The 20,368-nt window shown below is 68.1% G+C and carries 24 protein-coding genes and 1 tRNA gene; 13 read left to right on the forward strand and 12 right to left on the reverse strand.

What is annotated here, in order from left to right; genetic code table 11:
• Positions 1-48 precede the first annotated feature (48 nt).
• The 6 genes from ACYVF6_RS06510 to ACYVF6_RS06535 all read right to left on the reverse strand — a co-directional run bounded on the left by ACYVF6_RS06510 (position 49) and on the right by ACYVF6_RS06535 (position 4,748).
• Positions 49-789 carry a peptidyl-tRNA hydrolase gene (locus tag ACYVF6_RS06510; protein WP_460517077.1) on the reverse strand — a complete coding sequence of 247 codons (741 nt, stop codon included), beginning with the start codon at positions 787-789 and terminating at the stop codon, positions 49-51.
• Positions 790-838: 49 nt separating this feature from the next.
• The gene (locus tag ACYVF6_RS06515; RefSeq protein WP_460517080.1) at positions 839-1,732 is read right to left on the reverse strand and encodes a fructosamine kinase family protein; all 894 of its coding nucleotides are present in this window, start codon (positions 1,730-1,732) and stop codon (positions 839-841) included.
• Positions 1,733-1,791: 59 nt separating this feature from the next.
• Positions 1,792-2,286 (reverse strand): low molecular weight protein-tyrosine-phosphatase, encoded by a 495-nt coding sequence (locus tag ACYVF6_RS06520; protein WP_460517083.1) that lies wholly within the window; start codon positions 2,284-2,286, stop codon positions 1,792-1,794.
• 36 nt (positions 2,287-2,322) lie between these two features.
• Complete coding sequence (locus ACYVF6_RS06525) at positions 2,323-3,063, reverse strand: PadR family transcriptional regulator (RefSeq protein ID WP_460517086.1); 741 nt, start codon at positions 3,061-3,063, stop codon at positions 2,323-2,325.
• Positions 3,064-3,260: 197 nt separating this feature from the next.
• Entirely contained in the window at positions 3,261-4,013 is a 753-nt protein-coding gene (locus ACYVF6_RS06530; protein WP_460517089.1) for a thioredoxin domain-containing protein, read from the reverse strand.
• 72 nt (positions 4,014-4,085) lie between these two features.
• Positions 4,086-4,748, reverse strand: a complete 663-nt coding sequence (locus ACYVF6_RS06535; protein WP_460517092.1) for a DUF3159 domain-containing protein — start codon at positions 4,746-4,748, stop codon at positions 4,086-4,088.
• 124 nt (positions 4,749-4,872) lie between these two features.
• On the opposite strand from ACYVF6_RS06535, the gene ACYVF6_RS06540 reads away from it, so the two are divergent.
• The 5 genes from ACYVF6_RS06540 (at position 4,873) to ACYVF6_RS06560 (ending at position 8,389) form a co-directional block, all read left to right on the forward strand.
• On the forward strand, positions 4,873-5,655 hold the full coding sequence (locus ACYVF6_RS06540) for an IclR family transcriptional regulator (protein WP_460517094.1): 783 nt from the start codon (positions 4,873-4,875) through the stop codon (positions 5,653-5,655).
• A 112-nt stretch (positions 5,656-5,767) separates the two neighbouring features.
• Positions 5,768-6,763 (forward strand): thiamine pyrophosphate-dependent dehydrogenase E1 component subunit alpha, encoded by a 996-nt coding sequence (locus ACYVF6_RS06545; RefSeq protein WP_460517096.1) that lies wholly within the window; start codon positions 5,768-5,770, stop codon positions 6,761-6,763.
• Positions 6,760-6,957: a hypothetical protein gene (locus ACYVF6_RS06550; RefSeq protein ID WP_460517099.1), complete on the forward strand. Its 198-nt coding sequence runs from the start codon at positions 6,760-6,762 to the stop codon at positions 6,955-6,957. Before ACYVF6_RS06545 ends, ACYVF6_RS06550 begins: the two co-directional genes overlap by 4 nt.
• Positions 6,958-7,113: 156 nt before the next feature.
• Positions 7,114-7,635, forward strand: coding sequence for a hypothetical protein (locus tag ACYVF6_RS06555; RefSeq protein ID WP_460517102.1), 522 nt, complete (start codon positions 7,114-7,116; stop codon positions 7,633-7,635).
• A 292-nt stretch (positions 7,636-7,927) separates the two neighbouring features.
• Positions 7,928-8,389, forward strand: a complete 462-nt coding sequence (locus ACYVF6_RS06560; protein ID WP_460517105.1) for a hypothetical protein — start codon at positions 7,928-7,930, stop codon at positions 8,387-8,389.
• A gap of 323 nt (positions 8,390-8,712) precedes the next feature.
• Here the strand turns inward: ACYVF6_RS06560 and ACYVF6_RS06565 are convergent, their stop codons facing one another.
• Both ACYVF6_RS06565 and ACYVF6_RS06570 read right to left on the reverse strand, forming a co-directional pair.
• Positions 8,713-10,533 (reverse strand): LCP family protein, encoded by a 1,821-nt coding sequence (locus tag ACYVF6_RS06565; RefSeq protein ID WP_460517107.1) that lies wholly within the window; start codon positions 10,531-10,533, stop codon positions 8,713-8,715.
• A gap of 188 nt (positions 10,534-10,721) precedes the next feature.
• Positions 10,722-11,402: a phosphoribosyltransferase gene (locus ACYVF6_RS06570; protein ID WP_460517110.1), complete on the reverse strand. Its 681-nt coding sequence runs from the start codon at positions 11,400-11,402 to the stop codon at positions 10,722-10,724.
• A gap of 149 nt (positions 11,403-11,551) precedes the next feature.
• On the opposite strand from ACYVF6_RS06570, the gene ACYVF6_RS06575 reads away from it, so the two are divergent.
• A tRNA-Ser gene (locus ACYVF6_RS06575) sits at positions 11,552-11,642 on the forward strand.
• 191 nt (positions 11,643-11,833) lie between these two features.
• Here ACYVF6_RS06575 and ACYVF6_RS06580 read toward each other — a convergent pair.
• The gene (locus ACYVF6_RS06580; RefSeq protein WP_460517113.1) at positions 11,834-12,526 is read right to left on the reverse strand and encodes a replication initiator; all 693 of its coding nucleotides are present in this window, start codon (positions 12,524-12,526) and stop codon (positions 11,834-11,836) included.
• Here ACYVF6_RS06580 and ACYVF6_RS06585 point away from each other — a divergent pair.
• Positions 12,521-12,721 carry a hypothetical protein gene (locus ACYVF6_RS06585; protein ID WP_460517116.1) on the forward strand — a complete coding sequence of 67 codons (201 nt, stop codon included), beginning with the start codon at positions 12,521-12,523 and terminating at the stop codon, positions 12,719-12,721. The genes ACYVF6_RS06580 and ACYVF6_RS06585 overlap by 6 nt on opposite strands.
• Positions 12,722-12,759: 38 nt before the next feature.
• On the opposite strand, the gene ACYVF6_RS06590 is transcribed toward ACYVF6_RS06585, so the two are convergent.
• Positions 12,760-13,437 carry a TIGR02391 family protein gene (locus tag ACYVF6_RS06590; protein WP_460517119.1) on the reverse strand — a complete coding sequence of 226 codons (678 nt, stop codon included), beginning with the start codon at positions 13,435-13,437 and terminating at the stop codon, positions 12,760-12,762.
• Between the two features lie 584 nt (positions 13,438-14,021).
• Between ACYVF6_RS06590 and ACYVF6_RS06595 the strand changes: the two genes are divergently transcribed.
• From ACYVF6_RS06595 to ACYVF6_RS06615, 5 genes are all read left to right on the forward strand, one after another.
• Entirely contained in the window at positions 14,022-14,435 is a 414-nt protein-coding gene (locus ACYVF6_RS06595) for an AAA family ATPase (protein WP_460517122.1), read from the forward strand.
• Between the two features lie 504 nt (positions 14,436-14,939).
• On the forward strand, positions 14,940-15,494 hold the full coding sequence (locus ACYVF6_RS06600; RefSeq protein WP_460517125.1) for a DinB family protein: 555 nt from the start codon (positions 14,940-14,942) through the stop codon (positions 15,492-15,494).
• A 51-nt stretch (positions 15,495-15,545) separates the two neighbouring features.
• Positions 15,546-15,932 carry a DUF1398 domain-containing protein gene (locus tag ACYVF6_RS06605; RefSeq protein WP_460517128.1) on the forward strand — a complete coding sequence of 129 codons (387 nt, stop codon included), beginning with the start codon at positions 15,546-15,548 and terminating at the stop codon, positions 15,930-15,932.
• 52 nt (positions 15,933-15,984) lie between these two features.
• Positions 15,985-16,884, forward strand: a complete 900-nt coding sequence (locus ACYVF6_RS06610; protein ID WP_460517132.1) for an aminoglycoside phosphotransferase family protein — start codon at positions 15,985-15,987, stop codon at positions 16,882-16,884.
• Between the two features lie 57 nt (positions 16,885-16,941).
• Positions 16,942-17,688: a P-loop nucleotide/nucleoside kinase family protein gene (locus tag ACYVF6_RS06615; RefSeq protein WP_460517135.1), complete on the forward strand. Its 747-nt coding sequence runs from the start codon at positions 16,942-16,944 to the stop codon at positions 17,686-17,688.
• 18 nt (positions 17,689-17,706) lie between these two features.
• Here the strand turns inward: ACYVF6_RS06615 and ACYVF6_RS06620 are convergent, their stop codons facing one another.
• Together ACYVF6_RS06620 and ACYVF6_RS06625 are read right to left on the reverse strand one after the other, a co-directional pair.
• Entirely contained in the window at positions 17,707-18,252 is a 546-nt protein-coding gene (locus ACYVF6_RS06620) for a GNAT family N-acetyltransferase (protein WP_460517139.1), read from the reverse strand.
• 27 nt (positions 18,253-18,279) lie between these two features.
• Positions 18,280-19,389 (reverse strand): VOC family protein, encoded by a 1,110-nt coding sequence (locus ACYVF6_RS06625; protein ID WP_460517142.1) that lies wholly within the window; start codon positions 19,387-19,389, stop codon positions 18,280-18,282.
• A 74-nt stretch (positions 19,390-19,463) separates the two neighbouring features.
• Between ACYVF6_RS06625 and ACYVF6_RS06630 the strand changes: the two genes are divergently transcribed.
• Positions 19,464-20,366, forward strand: coding sequence for an alpha/beta fold hydrolase (locus ACYVF6_RS06630; RefSeq protein ID WP_460517145.1), 903 nt, complete (start codon positions 19,464-19,466; stop codon positions 20,364-20,366).
• Positions 20,367-20,368 lie beyond the last annotated feature (2 nt).

Genomic DNA, 20,368 nt, shown 5'->3' on the forward strand with positions numbered 1-20,368 from the left:
CGCCCGCCGGATCGGGCAGTGCGGGCATCCTCCGATCGGTGGATGTCGCTAGACCTTGGCGAACGTCGCGGCGCAGGTGAACGTGCCGGGCGCGACCTCGGTGAACCCCGCGTCCCGCACCACCGCGGCGGGCAGCCTGCCACGCAGGAGCTGTTGCCAGACAGAGGATTCGGCCGCTCGTACGCGCAGCGGGAAGCCCGCCGTCACCCACTCGGCGACCATGGCCTCGTCGAGCTCGAGCAGCGCAAGCTGGGCGGCGTGGCCGACCTGTGCGCAGGCCTTGCCGGTGGTCAACGTCAGGCCGGGCGCGAGCAGGATCGTGAGCTGGAGATCCGTTGCGGGCAAGGGCTCCCAGTCCGGATCAGCCTCGAGATCGAGCCCCGCGACCTGCAGCTTGGCGACGGTCGCCGGCGGTTCCGAAACCGGGTGCGGGAGCAGGGCGCGGACCTCCGCGCCCGCCACCTCACTGGTGACGCCTGGCAGCGCGATCGTCTCGGTCCAGCGGATCGTTCGCGCGCGGCGTACGACCTTGCGGATCCAGCCGTCGGACCACCGCCGCAGCGGCGCGTGCCACGGCCCGCCAGGAGCGGCATCGGGATGCGCCAGCAGCCCGACGACGGCGCGAGCGCTCGCGTGCACGGCGGCCTGATGGGAAGGCGGGCTCGCCTTCTCCGAACGAACGACGAGCGGCAGCGACCACGGCTCCACGCTGTCGAGCTCGGAGCGGGCAAGGGAGTCCTGCCCAAGCCACAGCTTGCGCCAGGTGGTGACGGCTTCCAGATCGGCCACCAGGTGAGGGTACGTCGCTCCGGCAACGGGCCGAGCTCGAGACCCGGGCTCAGGACCCGGCTGCCACCGGCCGGCCCGCCAGCAGGTCCTTCGCCATCCGGCCGGCCCGCGCGCCGTAGCCGCCGCCGAAGTGCGCGGCGTGGACGAGCAACGGGTGCAACTGGTGGACGCCGGCCCGCTCTCGCCAGCCGTCGGCCAGCGGGAACACCTCGTGGTAGGCACCGATCAGCCGGTCGAGATAAGGAGCACCGAACAACGACAGCATCGCCAGGTCGGTCTCGCGATGCCCGCCGTACGCCGCGGGATCGACCAGCCGCGGCGGGCCTTCGATCGCCCAGACGATGTTGCCCGACCACAGGTCTCCGTGGACCCGCGCAGGCGGCTCGGGCGGTCCGGCCAGCTCGGCCAGGCACTCGAGCGCGTTGCAGATGGTGTTGGCGTCCTCGGCCTGCAGCGAGCCGCGGTTGAACGCCGTCCGGACGTACGGCTCGACCCGGCGTACGGAGTAGAACTCGACCCAGCTGTCGCAGGGAGTGTTCGGCAACGGCAGCGTCCCGATGTAGCCGTCGGCCGGCGCTCCGAACGTCGGCGCGCCGGTGCGGTGTGTCTCGGCGAGCGCGCGGCCGAGTCGTTCGGCGGCTTCGGGTGACGGGCGGCCGGACTCGACCCACTCCAGCACCAGGCAGTCACGGTCGTGGCCGAGCACCTGCGGGATCGGTGCACTGCCCGCCGAGGCCTCGGCCAGCCAGCGCAGGCTCCTGGCCTCGGTCTCGAAGAAGTCTTCCGGCGCGCCTGGCCGGGCCTTGACGAAGACGCTGCGCCCGTCGGTCAGCCGGGCACGGGTGGAGACGCAGATCTCTCCGCCGGCGACGGTGTTGGTCGCGACCACGGACAGGCCCGTGAGGGCGGCCACGTGGGAAGCGATGCTTGCATGACGTGCCATCGGGGCCGATTGTAGGCCCGCGGCTGCGGAAAGTTAGGGACTGCCCGGAACTACCCAGCTCAGCGGAGTGTCGTCGTGAGTTCGGCGACGAGCACATCGGACGCCTGCTCGACCATCGCGAGCACCCGCACGAAGCCCTCCGGGCCACCTTCGTAGGGATCCGGCACCTCGCCGACCTGGCCGAACGAGCCGAACATCCGCACCCGGCCGGGTGCGTTCGCGCTCATCTGGCTCAGCGTGTTGAGGTTGCGCCGGTCCATTCCGAGGATCAGCTCGCGCTCGTCGAACCAGTCGGCCCGCATCACCCGGGCCTGGTGCGGCGGCACGTCGTATCCGGCCTGCTCGAGCGTCCGCCGGGACCGGGGGTCCATGTCCTCACCGACGTGCCAGCCGCCGGTGCCGGCGCTGTCGACCACCACCGCATGGTCGAGGCCGGCCTTACGCAACCGGTCGGTGAGCACGACCTCGGCGATCGGCGAACGGCAGATGTTGCCGAGGCACACCACACAGATCCGGTATGGCGCGGACGGGTCCTTGGGCGGCAGATCGCTCATACCGCCCAAGGATGCCCGGCCCGTGCCACTGCGCCACTAGCTGTTGTCCTGGCTCTGGCCCTGAGCCTGGCCCTGGCCACCGTCGCCATCGCGCGGAGCCTCGGGCTCGTCGTCGCTCAGGATGCGGTAGATCTTGGTCCGCGTCTCGTTGAGGACGTCGACCACGCGGCGCATCTGAGCCTCACTGGCAGCCTGTCCGGCCTGGAAGACCGCACCGGCGAGGTTCATGCCGGCCTTGCGGACGTCGTGCCACGGCGAGTCGCTGGGCACGTCCTCGAACTCCTCCCACGGAGCTCGCTCGGCCTGCTCGACCTCGGCGCGACCGGCGTCGGTCAGCGTGTGGAGCTTCTTGCCGGCGCTCTGCTCGCTCGTGACGAGTCCTTCGTCCTCGAGCAGCTGCAGCGTCGGGTAAATGGATCCGGCGCTCGGCCGCCACACGCCACCGCTGCGGTCGGCGAGCTCGCGGATCATCTCGTATCCGTGCATCGGGCGCTCGGCCAGCAGATGCAGGATCCCGGTGCGGATGTCACCGCGCCGGGCCCTGGGCCCGCGGCCGCCGAACGGGCCGGGGAAACCGCGGAACTCGAAACCGCGACCCCAGGCCGCCCACGGTCCGCCCGGGCCCCAGCCGCTGTCTCTGCCCCAAGGTCCCCGAGGACCGTGGTGCCGGCCGTGACCCATCCCGGACCAGCCGCCGGCCTGTCGAAGCCGCGCGGCCTTGCCGGCGAGCATGGCAACGGGCAGCGCCTTGACGAGCGATGGAATACCGCTTCGCATGAGAACCTCCCTCTCTCGATGTTCTTTACGATGTCTCACGATATATCGACAACACATCGCGAGCAAGCGTTGAGCTATCGCTTTTACCAAACTCAGGGGATACGCCAGGGTCGAAACCGGCCGAAAACGCAGCGAAGCCGGCCTGGCCGGCCGGCTTCGCAAGAGAGGTGTGGGTTCCGCCTCGCGGCGGAGGCGGCTCAGGGGTGATCGCCTCGCCGCCCGAGGGTCTGTTCGGGAGTCGCGCCCGGACGGGTCCACTGCGGTACGGGACGACCGGTCGGGCCCCAGGTGGCGTTCCCGTCCGCGTCCGCCCGCCAGTACCAGCACGCGGCGTGCCCCTCGGGCCAGCCTTCCGGCGTGTCCTGCCAAGCCTCGCGACGACCGTATGGCGTCAGATCGAGCAGGGCGAACGATCCGGCGACCTGCTCGTTGCCCCGGCCGGTCGTGGAGTAGGTGAGGAACGTACGGTCGCCGTCGCGCAGGAAGCAGGTGAGATACCCCATGTCGCCGCCGACCGGCTCGGGCACGTCGCGCACGGAGTACCACGGCTGGGTGTATCCCATGAACTCGACATACGGAGCCACCTCCTCCCAGCGGCCCGTGGTCACGACGGCGGTCGAGATGCCGCGGGCGTTCGGGTAGACGGTGTCCTTCAGGTGCCAGGCCGTGATCGTGCAGCCCTCGCACTGGCCCTGGTGCGGTGCGCCGTCCCACCACATGTGCTTGTAGACCACGAGCTCGTCGCGACCCTGGAACAAGTCGAGGAACGGCACCGGGCCGTCGGGTCCGACGACCTTGACCGTCCCGTCGAACTCCACCGTCGGCAGCCGGCGGCGGGCCGCCGCGATGGCGTCGCCTTCGCGGGTGTGGGCCTTCTCGCGGACCAGGAGCTCGTCACGCGCGGCCTGCCAGGTGGCCAGGTCGACGACGGGCGGGCGCATGGTGGTCATGGCTTCCTCCTTTGGAGTTTCGGTCATAACCTTCTGACCTCGGATCCGGCCCGGATTCATCGGTGCGGGACATCAGACGACAGGATGCCGGAAGCCCGGATGCCCCTTCGGCAGCACGCGGTAGAGCACCCAACCGCTGATCACCAGACAAATCATGAGCACCGGCCAGCCCAGCAGGATCTGCACGGCACCGAGACCGACCACCGCGTCAGCGAGATAGAGCAGGCCGAGCACCACGACGCGCAGCGCGTACATCAGCACCCAGATCCAGGAGGCGTAGGAGTAGGCGCGCACGAGTGCGGGATCGCGACGCCACTGCCGGCCCTGCCGGAGCACCGTTCCGATCACGACGCCGAGCAGCGGCCGGCGGACCACGATGCTGACCGCCCAGGCCAGAGCACTGGCGGCGTTGACCGCGATCCGGGCGAGGAAGAAGTCGGCGGCGCGGCCGGTGTAGAGCGCGACCGCGGCCGCCACCGCCACACCGAGCAGGCCGATCAGGACGGCACGCGGCTTCTCGCCCCGCACCATGCGGTAGGCCGCGAACGCCAGCCCGACCACGATCGAGGCGACCGCACCCCAGCCGACCGAGTGCCCGGCCAGCAACCAGCCCACGACGAACGCGACCGGCGGGAGGGTGGCGTCGGCCGAGGCGCGCCAGCCGCCTAGTAGCTTGGCCAGCGATTCCGGCTCAGCGTTCACCGGGCGATTGGTCGTCGACTCCGAGGGCTGCACGTAACTAAGGATGCCCTTATCTTGCAAGTCCTCGGCATCTGGTCCCTGGAGTCTTTTCAATGGGTGTTCCTCTGCCTACGCTGAGTCCGGGAGTGTAGAGTTGGCCGTCTCGGAGGTACTGGCTGTGAGCCGTGGTGAACCGACACTCATTGGGTCGGTTCAGCGTGCCCTCCATCTGCTCGATGCGGTGGCCACCTACGACCGTCCGGTCCCTGCCAAGGTACTGGCCCGTCAGACCGGTCTGCAGCTTGCCACGACCTATCACCTGCTCCGCACCATGGTCCACGAGGGCTATCTCCGGCGGCTCGAAGACGGCTATGTCCTGGGCGAGCGGATCGCCGCACTCAACAGCGGAAGCCGCGGCCAGCTGATCGCTTCGCGGGCCCGGCCGACCCTGCGCCAGCTGCACGACGAGATGGGCGCCGCGTCCTACCTCGCGTTCTTCGAGGACGGCGAGATCAACCTCGCCGACATCGTCGACAGCCAGAACGCACCTCGGGTCGACCTCTGGGTCGGGTTCCTCGACGCCGGCCACGCGACGGCGCTCGGCAAGTGCATCCTGGCGAGCCTTCCGGCCGAAATGCGCAGGGATTATTTGTCCAGGCACATCCTGAATGATCTGACGCCTCGGACAATTACGGACACGAAAGCACTGCTGAATCACCTCGAGCAGGACCATCCGTACGGCATGGATCATGAGGAGTACGCCACCGGCACGGTCTGCATCGCGGCGCCCGTCCTCCTGCCCAACGCGATCGGTGCCGTAGCGCTGTCCATGCCCAGGCGCAAGCTGGCAAAAGCGCTGGAAAATCGCCATGCCGTCGGACGCGCGGCCAACCGGATCGCGCTCGCGTTGTCCGTTGCTGACCAGGTCGGCGACAGTGCGAGCGCAAATCTGCAGCCGTAAGACTGTGTCTGGTCCGGGTCCGATGGCTCATCATCTGAAATAGCCCAGGTTGCCCTTTCGCCGGTTTCGGGGGATCTTCGTACCCAAGAGATCGGAGAACGGAGGGGGGAACATGGCCACTGACCTGTCGCCGGCAGTAGATGATGCCGCTCGGGTCGACCTGTTCCGCACCATGGTCCTCATCAGGGCTTTCGAGGACGCAATCCTGCGTGAGCACAATCTGGGCGCGGGTCCCGGACCTGGCGAGCTGCGGCTGTCCGCAGGTCGCGAGCCGGTGGCCGGTGGTGTCTGCGCCCACCTCGACAACTCAGATGCCCTCACCGCCGCGCACCGCCCACACCACCTGGCACTCGCGCACGGTATGGACCTGCAGAAGCTCGCTCGGGAATCACTTGGCTTCGAGAATCCGCACGGCGAAGGCCGGCGGAATCGCTGGCACCTGTTCGATCCGGACACTCACTTCGTGAGCTCCGCGACGATCGCGGAAGGCTACCCGCCGGCACTCGGTCGCGCGTTCGCGTTCCAGCAACGCGGCAACGGCCGGGTCGCTGTCGCGGTGACCGACCGCACGGCCGCGCACCAGGAAGGCTTCCGTGAGGCGCTCAACCTCGCCGCACTGTGGACGCTGCCGCTGGTGTTCGTCGTCGAGGACGACGAGTGGGGCGACGAGGCTCCCAGGTCTGCCGCGCACTCTGTGATCAGTGCGACCGACCTGTCCGCCGAATACGGCGTCCCCACCGAGCGGGTGGAGGACAACGCGGTGGAGTCCGTCTACGAAGCGGCCGCGAAGGCGGTTGGCCGCGCTCGGATCGGGCAGGGTCCGTCCGTGATCGAGGTACACACCGTTCGGCTCTGGAACCACCCGGACGCCGAGTCGCCGTCCTACCGCTCCGACCTCTACGGCCGGGCCGGCAAGGATCCAGTCCCGACCTACGAGCAGGCCCTGCGCAAGCGCGGTCTGCTGACCGACCTGTCGGTCGTGCAGATCCGGGACGAGGCGGCCAAGCGCGTCGACCACGCGATCCGTATCGCGTTAGGGCGCCCGGAGGACACCGACGGTGATGTCGACGGCAATATCGTGGCGTGGGAAAGGAGGGCCGCAAGGTGACCAGTCCCGCTGAGCACCTCACACCCGACGACTCCTCCCGCAAGCCAGGCATGGATCCCGTGCTGTTCATCGTCGATGACCGTCCTGGCGCCGACGGCGAGCTCTACCTCCTCGACACCACAGCCGGAGCCGACTACTCCTCCGAGTCCGAGCCGGCCGAGCCAACCGAGTCCTCTGACTCCGATCTCGCGTAACACCCACCCATAGACGTCCCGTCGACGGCCCTCGTGCCGTAGGGGCGGGCCGCCGAGCGGCAGGCGCTTGGCGGCTCCGGTCGCCCTGGTTCGGTCAGGTTCCCGAAGCCCTGACCGAACCAGGGCGATCCTTTTCCCGCATGAAAGACTCGCAACGTGGCGAACGTACGGCGGACCGGGCCCAACCCGGCCCAGAATCCCGCGGAGCACGGACCGGAGGCCGACCTGGCCCGGCCCGACACGTTCCGCCTGCGCCCGGCGGTTGGCCTGCGGATGATCGGCATCGGCTGCCTGTGGCTCGCCGCGGCCGTGCTGCTGGAGGCGCTGCGTTCGATCGACGCCCTCGACTCGCCGGTCCTCCTCGTGCTGCGCTGGATCTGTGTCGCCGTCTTCGCGGTGATCGCCGTCGCGGGGGCCATCGCGCTCCTCGGACGGCCGCGCCTGGTCCTCTCCGCCACCGGATTCCGCAACCGGACGGCGCGGCCGGGCCAGTTGCGTCACGCCGCCTGGACCGACGTCGCCGACGTACGGCACGGGCCGCAGGGCACGCTGTTGATCTCGTTGTCCGACGGCAGGACCAGCCGGGTGCTGGTCGCGTTGCTGGACGCTCCCGCCGGCCGGATCGAGGCGGCGATCCAGGACCGGCTGAACCAGGCGCACGGCTACCGGCCCATCTGATCAACAGGCCTTGATTCGCCTCATTGATTGACACTCAGCGTCGCGATGACTTGACAATTCGTACCCGTTTGCGGTCGGATATCGGGACGCGTTACTCACAATCAGTTCGATTGAGCTGACGCGCTGCAATCGCGGGTGGTTGAGTTCAGACAAGGCGTTCAGGGGGCTGAGCGCGCGAGATCGTATGCGAGTGGAGGTTGGTAGTGCTGCGTGACAGCAGAGTCTCGGCCCGGTCGGGAGGGCATCTGGGCCTCCAAGGTCATTCATTACCTCCGGAGGATGTTTCTCAACCATGTGGAAGCTTCTGACCAAGGCGGCCATCGCGGCTGCCGCTGTCGCCCTGCCCCTGACGCTCACCGGTACCGCCAACGCGGCGGTCGGCGCCTTCCCGCTGCCGCTCCCCGGACCGCAGCTCCCGGACACCGGCAACACTCTGCCGCTGCCCGACCTGGGTGACCTCGGCCTGCCGATCCCTGCGCTGCCGGTCGACCAGGCACTGCCGGCAACCGCGCAGAAGGCTGACGTGAAGCCGAGCAACCTGCAGCCGACCGACCTGCCCCCGGTCGACGTTCCCACCATCCCGGACGTCCCCGGCGTCCCCGGCGTGGGCGACCTGCCGCTCCCGCTCCCGGGTCTGGACGGCCTGCCGCTCGACAGCCTGCCGTCGCTGCCCCTGCTGCCCGGCCTCGGCAACCTGCCGAGCACCGGTGGCGACCTGCCGGCGCCGGTTCCGGTGCCGCAGCCCGCGAAGTAGGACCCGCGGCCAGCACGCCACGTACGAAGACGTACGACAAGGCCCCCGGAGCGATCCGGGGGCCTTCGTACGTCTGGAGCTTCTTTGGTCTGGAAGGACCTGGAGAAAAGGTCCGGACATGGGTGCGCCGCTGCAGGTCTTGGGGGGCACAAGGCCTGCAGCGGCGCTCTTCGATGCACCAGGGAGGGATGGTGCGCTCATCAGAGTTAACGACGGGGTGCCTGTCGGGTTACGGACTGTCTTGAGGAAATTTCAGTGCGTAGTCATCTGTGGGCTTATTCACGGCTTATGTCTCGTTTTCCGGTCGTGGGGCAGCGCCGCGGCTAGTCCTGGCCCTCCGGCCGGTACGCGCAGCTGTCGTCCAGCGAGTCGGCCGGTGCGGACGGCTTCGGCGAGGCGCTGGTGCCGTCGGAGTCGCTCTCGTCCCCGTTGTCGCTCGAGTCGCCGCTGTCGTCCTCGGTCGGCGCCGGAGTCGGGCCGGCCGTCTTGTCGGCGGCCTTCTCGGTGCCGGTCGCCACGCTCGCCGCGACGGCCTTGGCGACCTTCTCGCGGATGAAGTCGTAGTCGGGGTCGTAGTGCTCGATCAACTCGTTGGTGAACGCGATGCTCGTGACCTTGGCGCCCTTCACGTTCATCGACAGGTCGACGAACGCGGGCAGCAGCTTGCCGGGGATGTCGGTCTCGACGATGTCGGTCGACGTCTTGGCGATCTGCTCGTAGCGCTTCAGCACCTCGGCCGGCTTGGCCTTGTCGATGATCGCCTTCATCGCGCAGCGCTGGCGCTTCATCCGCTGGTAGTCGCTGGCGCCGTAACGGCCACGGGCGAACCAGAGGGCGTCGTAGCCGCCCAGGTGCTGGTTGGGGCCGGGCTCCAGCCAGTCGTGGGGCTCGATGCCGCGGTCGGTGTCGCCGCCGATCGCGACCCTGGTGTTGATGTTGACCGTGATGCCGCCGAGTGCGTCGACGAGCTGCTGGAAGCCCTTGAGGTTGATCAGTACGTAGTAGTCGAGCTTCAGGCCGAACGTCTCGCCGACTGCCAGCTTCAGCACGTCGGCGCCCGGGTGGTCGGTCTCGCCGATCGCGTCGGGATGGTCACGCGGGACGTTCTGGTACATGGAGTTGAGCATCTGCTCGCCCTCGTCGCCACCCGGCGTGTGGTAGATGCCGTCGGGGTAGGCGTCGGCGAGCGCGGAGTCGGCCGGGAACGGGATCTTCTCGAGGTTGCGCGGCAGGCTGAACAGCACGGTGTTGCCGGTCTTGGTGTCGATGCTGGCGACCATCACGGTGTCGGTACGCGTGCCGGTGCGGCCCTTGCCGGCGTCACCACCGAGCAACAGGATGTTGACCCGGTCCTTGCCGGCCCACGGGTTCTCCTCGGTGACGTTCGGGCGGGTGGCGCTCTTGGAGTCGTCGTCGTCGAACACGCCGAGCACGACGTTGCGGGAGACGAAGGCGTACCGCGAGCCGATCGCCAGCGGCGACAGCACCACGATCGACAGCACACCGACGACGACCGAGCCGAGGATGCGGTCGAGCGGCGTGGCCATCCGCGATCGCAACGAACGGTGGGTCGCGACGATCACACCGACCCAGATCAGGCCGACACCGAACAGCACGGCGCCGAGCAGCGCGAGTGTGTTCGGGTCGACAGCGGCGTGCATGAGGTCGCGGCGGTCGAACAGGCCGAACCAGGCGAGGAACGCGGCCAGGATCACGAACGCCACGAGGATCGCCGAGCCCAGCCGCCGCCTGCCGGCGACGATCAGGCCGAAACCAGGAACAACGGTGCCGAGCAGCGTGAGACCGAGCGTCGACGACAGCGGACGACCCGGCGGACGGCGGCGGGGAGGCGCGCCCGCGTCCGGCCGGGGTTCGGGACCGGCCTGGTTCGGCGGTAGCTGCCGGGGCTCCTGCCGGTAGTAGCCGCCGCTTCCGTAGCGGTCGCCGTACGGATCGGAGGCCGGGTCGGCGTAGTCGGCGTAGCGGCCGGCGCGGGGATCGGCGTAGTGATCGCCATAAGGGTCGCCGTATTGATCGCCGTACTGATCGCCGTACTGGCTGCCATAGGGCGCACCGTCACCGCCGTAGGACGGCGAGGGGCGGCGCTGGCGGTACCCCTGGTGATCACCGGGCTGGTCGGACATGTCCGTTATTCAATCCCAGTCGTTCGTCGAGGCATGGTCGGGCGGTCGTCGCTTGCGATGGGAGAAACTCTCCGTGGGAAAACTGAGAACTCCCTGAACAGACGAGGGTTTCGTGCTGTCACGAAGGACGTACGGGGAGATTGGAAGGTTGCTTGCGGACGCGGAGTGCGCGCGTTTTCACGATCTGTTCATGAGTTTTCTTCTAGTAAAGATCTGACTTCCTCATCTGACGTCGGACGGAAGTCGGCGTACCAGCGTCCAACTGCCTCGAACGGATCGGGGAGGTAGGCGCACACCAGCCGGTCCGCGACGGCCTCCAACTCGGCCACCGCCTCGACCGGCCCCACGGGAACGGCGAGCACGACCTGCCCCGGCCGCAACTTCCTGATGGCGGCGATCGCCGCGCGGGCAGTGGCACCGGTCGCCAGCCCGTCGTCGACCAGAATCGCCGTCCTCCCGCCCAGCTCGAGCGGCGCCCGGTCACCCCGGTACGCCCGCTCGCGGCGGTTCAGCTCGGCCAGCTCGGCCTCGGCGACCTTCTCGATGTCCTCGTCCTCGATCCGTAGATGGTGAACCACATCGTGGTTCAATACCCGGATTCCACCGCTGGCCACCGCACCCATGGCCAGCTCCGGATGCCAGGGAACGCCCAGCTTGCGTACACAGAAGACGTCGAGTGGGAGCGCGAGCCGCTCCGCCACCGCCGCCGCGGTGACGACCCCACCACGCGGAAGCCCCAACACGACAGCGGGCGGTGGCTGGTGTCCGCCGCCGACGGCGGCGTAGTCGCCGAGCTCGTCCGCGAGGTGGTACCCGGCCTGCCGCCGGTTGGCGTACCCAGCCCTGCGTCGTCTGGTCCTCTTGATCATGGCGGGACACCTCCCGCTCGGTCCTGTCCTGAGCGTCCGGGTTGCGTTCCCCCTGTTCGCACCGTACCCCCGCCTCGGACGCCCTACCGCTTTGCGCGGCGTGACCGCTGCCCGCTACCCTGAACCGGCACGGTGTACGCACCGTGCGTGGAGGCGTCGCCTAGTCCGGTCTATGGCGCCCGCCTGCTAAGCGGGTTGAGGTCTCAAACCCTCTCGCGGGTTCAAATCCCGCCGCCTCCGCACCACCCGCAGAAACGCCGGACCGTAACCAACTCGGAAACGGTCCGGCGTCGCCATAGTTGCAGTTCTAGTTGCATTCGCTGACGTTCACCAGCGTCCGGTCGAGCTAGGACGCCGCCCGTTCCCCGTCGTACCCTTCTGCCACAGCAGCCCGCCAACTCGTTTCGCGACGGACTTCCGGATGGAGTCCGTCACGTGCTGGTTCCGCTTGGCCCAGCGCGCTGCTTGGCACGTTCGTACTGCTGCCGCCAACGGGTCCGCTCGGCGATGGCTTCGCCGATGACGCGCGTGTAGGTGGGCAGGTCGTCCAGCTCGACGGGTTCCCAGGCGTAGCGAGCCTTGCCGTCTGGCCGGAGAACGGTTGCCGAGCAGCGGCCGGAGTCCTCCATGTCGATCCCTGCCGCTTCGAGGACCGCGTGGACGGCGCCGATCCGGTCGGCCTTGTGCGCGGTCAGGGTCTTGCCGGTCCAGCGACGCGAGACGAGTACCCGGCGCCCTCCGCAGCCCAGGTGCTCACGATCGTGTGCCTTGCTCCCGCGGTGGCCCGGCGTCATGCCCGGTTGCGCGCATTGGGGTTGGATGCCGTAGCGCAGCCAGTTGGCGCAACGGGGCGAGCAGGGCAACAGCATGACCTCGCGGTGCAACCGGTCGATGTGTGCCCGGCGCGCCTGAGATTCGTCGTCGGGGTCGCCGTCGCCGATCGGGTCGGCCATCGACTTGCCTAGGTACTTGGTCAGGTACCCGATCCGCCGATCCGCATCGCCAGAGGCCGCCACGATGCCTTGCATGTCGAGCTGGGCACCGAACCGCACCACATGCGCCGGGGTGGCGTCCTCGTCAGCCTGATCGGCGCCGTGGACGCCTTCACGATCTCGACGATGCACGCCAAGGACGCCACCGCCGACGTACTCACCGACTACGAGCTACCCGCCGAAATGAGCGGAACCGGCGAGATCGTAGACGGCGCGGTCCACGTCCACGCCGTGCTCGCGTCGAAAGGTGATCGCGCCCTGTCCGGACACCTTCACCGCGCTACCGTTCGGACTCACTTCGCGCGGGCGTACGTCGTCCCAAACTGACTTCGTGCGCCGTGCATGATTCTCGCCATGATCAGCGGCTAGCGCCCATCAAGCAGCCGCAGTAGCAGATCGGCGAGCAGCACTATCTCAGCAGCCGTGGTGGCGTTGTCATACGGAACGGGGCGGTGACTGCTCGGGTTCTTGAACAGGCCGATGGCGCCCTTGAAGAGTTCCATCTCGGCCACAATCTCACCTCGATCGGCTTGTCCACGAGCCAGCACGCCATTCGGAGCAAAGGCATGCTGCATCAGAGCCGTACCCAGAAGCGAGTCGGGTGCGCCGCTGAGCTGACGGACGCGCACCTCGACCTCCTTCATGGCGACGAAGACAGCAGTCTCGAAGTCTCCTCGGAGAAACTGGGGGCGAGCTTTCGACTCCAGGACCGGATGCAGATCAATGTCCAGCCGTTCAACCGCACGCAAGTAGGCCAAGCCCTGTTCCAAGACCTCCTGGCCTCGACGTGTTACGAAGATTGCCGCCTCGGAGCTCTGCGTCGGGTTCCAGGCCACAAGCCCCTTCGTCATCAGCCATGTCCACGCCTCGCTGAGTGCGCGCATCGCCTCGGCGTTGCGCGGATAGTGGTGTTGCCCGGCGCTGATCATCCAGTTTCGCCAGTTCCACGTACCGCCAGCGTGGGCGTCAGCAAGCACACGAAGCGCCAGTTCGTCGAGCGGTAAGGCAATGACTTCCTCGGCGGCGAGGGTCCAATCGACCACAAGCGCCGACTATAGCGAGTTCAAGAGCTACAGAGCATCCGTTACAGATGCTCCCCCGGCCCGCCTCCGATATGTTTCAGCCATGCCCATGGCAACCGGGAGTACGTGACCACTTCAGCCGTCACCACACGTAGCCCACCAATTCGCCTCGCCCACGATCCGGTATTCGGTGGGCTTTGCCGAGTTCAGCTCTCTTGGATCAAGGGCGCGCCGCAAGCGGCGCGCGCCGCCCCGCCCTCGTCCTGCGGGCGGCGCCGGGGCGCCGTCCTCGGACGGGGCGGCACGGCCGATGCGGGAACGTCCTGGGATCGAAGAGACCTTGAACGGGGGCCAGCCCCCGAACCCCGACCCAACCCTTCCGAGAGCGGGAGAGGTGGGTGGAGGGGCCGGTTCCTCTATAGACAGGGGCGACATGTGGATGACACGAAGCCAACACCCTCGGTGAGCGCGACTACCGTCTTCCTGTGAGCGATGCGACTGGACATGTTGGCCCCCTGTACCTGTTGGCTGGCGGCCAAGCCTCAGGCAAGTCCACGCTCCGGCCGCACTTGGTGCAACTGGCGCGTGGGCCAATCGTCATGGAGATGGACGAACTTCTCGACGATGGTTCCCTGTTGGGCGTACGCCTTGCCGGGTCCGACAATGAGACAGCCTGGCGGGCATATGACCAGATGTGGGTCAAGCTCATAGCCATCGTGCGCCGCGCGGGGCACCCAGTGATGTTCCTGTGCCCCACACCCTCGCCAGATGGTTTCGAGCCATTCAGAGCGTTTGAGCCGCCAGTGCACTGGGCGCGCCTGGAGTGCTCGGATCGAGTCCGACGCGAACGCCTCCGCCGACGCGGCTGGCCACAGGAACAGGTCGATGACTTCCTGAGCGATCCCGGCCATGCCCGGATCAGGGCCTTGATCCCGACCGAGTTCCGTACGGATGACACCGACCCGGCAGCACTGGCCACAGAAGTTCTCAACTGGATCACCGAGACCGATTCATCCTGACCAGGCCTGGCCGAGTGTCGGCGAGCACCCCGCTCGTACTGCAGCCAAGTACAGCAACTGCACCGACCAGCACCGGCCGAAACCGACCTTCAGCGGCCTGACCTGCGCTTGAGCGACCCACATCGACCGCCCCGCCGATAGTTCACACCTAACGGATCACGCCCGCCGACAGTTGCAGTCGCAGTTGCATTCACCGTCGTTCACCACCGTCCGTCGATCATCTGATACGCCCGTCGCTACGCTCAACGGACGTGCCTATACGCTCCCGAACAGGAGCTTGCCGTCCTGCTAAGCGGGTTGAGGTCTCAAACCCTCTCGCGGGTTCAAATCCCGCCGCCTCCGCACCGACCTGCATGACCAGTGCAGACCAACGCCGGGCCAGCTCCGATCATGGATGCGGCCCGGCGTTTACCGTCTCATTCGCCTGAGCTCGCCAGCGTTCGGCTGGGCTAGGACGAATGGATAGACAAGCCACCAGTCAAGGAATGGTGAGGCGCACAAGTCATGGTTGATCTCAAGGCTGAGCTATGGGCATGCCTACGTGGTAGCCGGTCAGGGATGTTGGCCAAACTCGACGGGCTGACAGAGTACGACCGGCGTCGGCCGTTGACGCCGACCGGAACGAACTTGCTTGGTTTGGTGAAGCACCTGGCAGGCGAGGAGTACGGCTACCTCGGTGAGTGCTTTGGCCGACCTCCCGCAGAACGGCCGAGTTGGTGGCGCGACGATCCCTACACCGAGATCGACATGTGGGCGACTCCGGATGAGTCGAGCGAGTACATCGCCTCTGTCTACCACAAGGCGTGCGCTCACGCTGATGTGACCATCGGGGAGCTGACCCTGGACAGCCCTGGGCGGGTGGCGCACTGGGGCAACCGGGAGACGACATTGGGTGCGTTGTTGATCCGGATGGTCAGCGAGACCTCCGCCCACGGCGGGCAAGCCGATATCGTGCGCGAGCTGATCGACGGTCGGATCGGTTCGGATGAATCCGCCGACACCGACTTCTGGCGGAAACGACAGGCGGAGGTACAAGCTGTAGCTGAGGCGTTCCGCTAGTCAGCAGGTCACGTAGAGCTGCGAAGTACAGCCTGCCTTAGCATCGCCTGTGTGTTCGCTATCGAGCAGATCGAGGCGCTGCACGCACGCTTCGGCCGTGCGGAGACGCTGGCCGATTACGTCCGGGCGCTCGCGGGGCTCGGAGTCGTGCGCTACGACTCCTACATATCCGACGGACACTCCGAGTACGTCGGCGAGGACGGCCACCGCGTCAGCTCGCAGCCCGCGCACGACCTGCTGTCCGTCGCCTCGGCCAGCGACCGGGACGCATTCCTCGACCACCTGAGCCGCCACAACCGCGGCGAGACGAGCTACGTCGAGATGTCCAAGGGCCTGGCCGCCAGTGGGGTCGAAAGGTGGACCGTTGATACGCACGCGATGACCATGACGTTCTACAGCCGATCCGGCGAGGCCCTGCTGACTGAACAGATCACGTAGACACCAGACGTTCGGCGGTGTGCTCACGCCGGGGGTGTCTAGGCTGCGACGGATGATCGAAGTGCCTGACGGCTTTGCCCGCGAAACCATTGCTCGTGAAGGTCTGGCTGGTGAGCGATGGATCGCAGCGCTTCCCGGGCTGGTCGAGGAGCTCCTTGATCGTTGGGGCTGCATCCCAGCCGGACGGGTGATGCATGGCCGAGTCGGGATCGTTGTTCCCGTACGACGCCGGGACCGATCTCCTGCGGTACTGAAGATCTCCTTCCCGCACCCGGGCAACGTCCACGAGCCGACGACGTTTGCCGCGTGGTCGGGGCGCGGAGCGGTGTTGCTGTTCGAGCGCGACGATGCTCGATTCGCCATGCTCCTCGAGCAGGTTGAGCACAGCACGCTGGTCGATCTCGACGATGCGGACGAGGCCGCGGCCGTATGCGGTCGGCTCACTCGGCGGCTCGCGGTTCCGTCCCCACAGGGCGTTCCACGGCTGACCGAACGCGCGGATGCGCAGGAACGCGAGCTCCGCGCTGCGGCAAGGTTGTCGAATGGCCAGGTGCCCCGCAGGGTCCTCGACGTGGCGATCGGCACGATCCGGGAACTCGGTCATGAACAGCCGGACACGCTCGTCCACGGGGACCTGCACTACAAGAACGTCGTACGGGCGACCCGCGAGCCTTGGTTGGCCATCGATCCCAAGGGGGTTGCCGGGGACCCGGCCAACGGTGCGATCAGCGTGGTGGTCGGCGGCTATCAGCGCCGGCTGTCCGTCGACGAGCTTTGTGCCGTACTCCACCGCTGGCTGGCGATCTTCGCCGATGCTGCCGAACTCGACCGTGAGCGGGTGATTCGGTGGGCCCAGGCTCACGCCCTGCTGGACGCGGGTTGGGCGCGAAAGGCCTCCAATCCTCCAGCAGGCCCTGAGTTCGGGGAACGGATCGCCACCCTTCTGGCGTGAATACACGGCAGAGAAGGACAAGCAGACACAAGCGACTGACCGTGCTTAGGAGGGCGTGTGGGAGAGCTGTCGAACGTGCTTTGGATCGGCGGGCCCGCTGCTGCCGGCAAGACGACGGTGAGTCGCCTGCTGGCGAGGCGGCACGGCTTGCGTTGGTACAGCGTCGATGACCACACCTGGCAGTACTGGGACCGGGCCGAGGCGGCCGGGATAGCGTTGCCGAGCGATGGCCCCGGCGACTTCGACCGCGGGCCTATGATTCGCGAGGATCTGCTGGCGATGCCCTGGCCGCTGGTGGTGGTCGAGGGCGCTTTCGTCAGTCCCGAGCTGGCCAGGCCCGCCGGCCACGCGGTGTGGCTGATGCCCTCGCAGGAGGAACAGCGCGCCCGGCTCGAGAAGCGCCATCCGAAGGGCGTACACCATGGATATCTCTGGGGCTGGCAGTTGATCCGGAGCCAACTCGACGCCGCACCCGACGCGGCCACGATCGTCGTCGATGGTCAGAGTGTGGGGCAGACGATCGCCGCGGTTGAGAGGCACTTCGCCGAGCTCATCGCGGCCGGGCCGACGGCACGAAGCCGGGTCGAGCGGCAGGATTTGTTGCGCTACGCCAACGAGGTCGCCCTCACCCACTCCATGACTGCGCGTCGACCGGTGCCGCCTGGTGCCGGCGAGGCCGTCCGCACGTTCGACTGCGAATGTGCCGCACCGACCTGCGACGCCCTGGTGGATCTGCCCGGCAGCGAGGCCGCCGCCGCGCTGGCCGACCCGCCGCCGGCGCTGCTCGCACCCGGGCATCACTGACGCGGCGTCACCGTTGGCCTAGGTCGTCTCGATCCAGTGATCTGGCGGTACGTCAGGGCGTCCAGGCACCTCGCGGACGTCCTCGCGCCAGCGCCCAGCGCCGAACGCGGCGTCGGCGACGCGGCGCCAGAACGTGCCGGCCTGGTGGTTCTCGTGCTGGAAAGCAACCGACCAGGCACCGGGATGCCGGGCGATGACGTCAAGCGACAGCTGCATGCCCACGCCGTCCCGGCGGACGACGGGAGCGACCCACAGCGCGGCCAGCGATCGTCGTTCGCTCGTCAGGCCGTCCACCAAGGCGAACCCGATTGGGGCATCCTCACCCGTCTTCGGATGCGGCCGCCACGCGAGGTAGCCAATCCCGTCGTGCGAAGGAAATCCCGCCAACGTCCCTGTCTGGTAGCGACCGTCGGCGTACGGGAGGCCCGAGACGACCAGTGCGAGGTCGTGGCGGAAGCACTGCCACAGCCAGCCCACGATGCCCCATTGGTCTTCACCGACCGGCCGCACGTCGAACGACTTCACATTCTCAGCGTGCGCCGGCGCGAACGAATTGTCAGTCACCCGCAGGAGCCTAGCTTTCTCCCCCGATCAGTCGCCGACTTCGAGGAGGCAGAACGGGTGACCGGCCGGATCGGCGTAGACGTGGCCGAACTGCTCCTCGTTGTGGGGACGGAGCCAGGTCGCGCCCAGGTTGGTGGCGCGGCGCTCGGCGGCGGCGCGGTCGTCGAACAGCAGGTCGAAGTGCATCTGGGCCGGGTACGCCGGGTCCGGCCAGCGCGGCGGCCGGTAGTCGGCGACGCGCTGGAAGGCGAGCATCGGGTACGTCGAGGCGTCGCGCGCGATCACGACGCGATCGGCTGAGTCTTCGACGCGTTCCGTCATTCGCAGGAAGTCGCCGTAGAAGATGGCCAGCTCCCGCGGGTCGGCACAGTCGAGGACGATGCGCGCCAGCACTCCCGGCGCACCGCCTGGCTCGGCCGACAAGCCGCGCAAAGGGTCGGCGTAGAGACAGAGCGGGTGCCCGAGCGGGTCGGCGTACGTGCGGTACGTGCCCCTGTCCTGCAGCTTGCTTCCGCCGTTGCCCAACACGATCGCTTCGCCCGCGTCGAGGTCGGCGACGAGGATGTCCAGGTGCACCTGCTGCGGATACGCGGGATCGGGCCACCGCGGCGGCACGTACGGATCGCCGGCTTCGCGGCAGGGGAAGTCGTTGTTGACCAGGCTCTTGTAGAAGGCCTTGAGCTCCATCATCCGCTCGGGCGGGCAGGCGATCGTGACGCTCGTCGGCGGCTCGCCGTCCTCCTTCTCCTGCCTGCCCTCCACCAGGCCGGCAAGCCTCCAGCCGGAGTCGAACCGCACGGTGACGAACGCGCGCCCCTGATCGCCGTCGACGGCGAAGCGGGCGAGCCCATCCCTGACTTCCCAGCCCCGGTCGATCCGGCGGTCGATGCCCGGGAACTGCCGCAGGTAAGGAAACCACGAGATGCGCAGCCAGTCCGCCCAGCCGGTGGCAGGGCCTGGTACGAGACCCAACGAAACGAGCTCCGCTGCCGCCAGCTCGGCCGCGCGCGCATCGACGTCGGTGGGCTCGGGCACGCGCCCGAACCCGCGCTCGGGCCGGCCTCCGCTCTCCTCCGCCGCGCGATAGCTACGTTCCAGGGCCTCGACCACTTGGCGTCCAAGCGAAACCGCGTCCATCGACGGATCCCTTCCAGTACGTCCACGCGAAAATGCCCAGGCGACGCGGCACGGGCCGAGCGTAGCCTGTGCCGGTGCGCGAGATCAGCGAGAACGCGGTGACCGTCGACGACGGCGCCCGGCTCTGGACGATGAGCTCCGGACCCGTCGACGGGCCTCCGGTCGTGCTGTGTCACGGCGGCCCGGGACTCTGGGACGACCTCGGCCCGGTCGCCGAGATGCTGGACTCGACCTACCGCGTCCACCGGTTCGACCAGCGGGGATGCGCCCGTTCGACCGGGCCCGACGACTTCAGGATCGAGAGAGCACTCGCCGACCTCGACGCCCTGCGTCGACACTGGGGCTACGACCGCTGGACGGTCTTCGGTCACTCGTGGGGAGCGACGCTCGTCCTCGCCTACGCCTGGACCTGTCCAGAGCACGTGCAGGCCGTCATCCACTGCGACGGCGTCGGACCGGGCAACGAGTGGCGGGAGCCCAGCCAGGCCGTAACGGCCGAGCGCCTGTCGCCCGAGCAGCTCGAACGCCGCGACCAGCTGGGGCGGCAGAACGAGCGAAGCCGGGACGAGGAGGTGGAGTTTCGCACGCTGTGCTGGCTCCCCGAGTACGCCGACCGTACGAAGGCCGAGGCGTGGGCGCGAGCAGCGGCGTCTGTTCCGTACGAGATCAACTGGCGCGCCAACCGGCAGCTCTGGACCGCCCGCCCCGACCTGATCGCGCACGCGCCGAACGTGACCGCGCCGACGCTGATCATGCACGGCGAGCAGGACCCACGCCCGCTGGCCAACGTCCGCAGGCTGATCGACCTCATCCCGCACGCGACCCTCGCCGCCATCCCGGGCGCCGGGCACTCGCCGTGGCACGAGCAGCCCGCGGCCATGTCGGACGGACTGCACGCCTTCCTCTCGGCGCACACCGCGGAGCGTCCCCCGTCCTCCCGTGCCGAGTTTGTTCGGGAGCACCTTGACCGGCCCTGAGC

Source organism: Flindersiella endophytica (genome assembly GCF_054779015.1).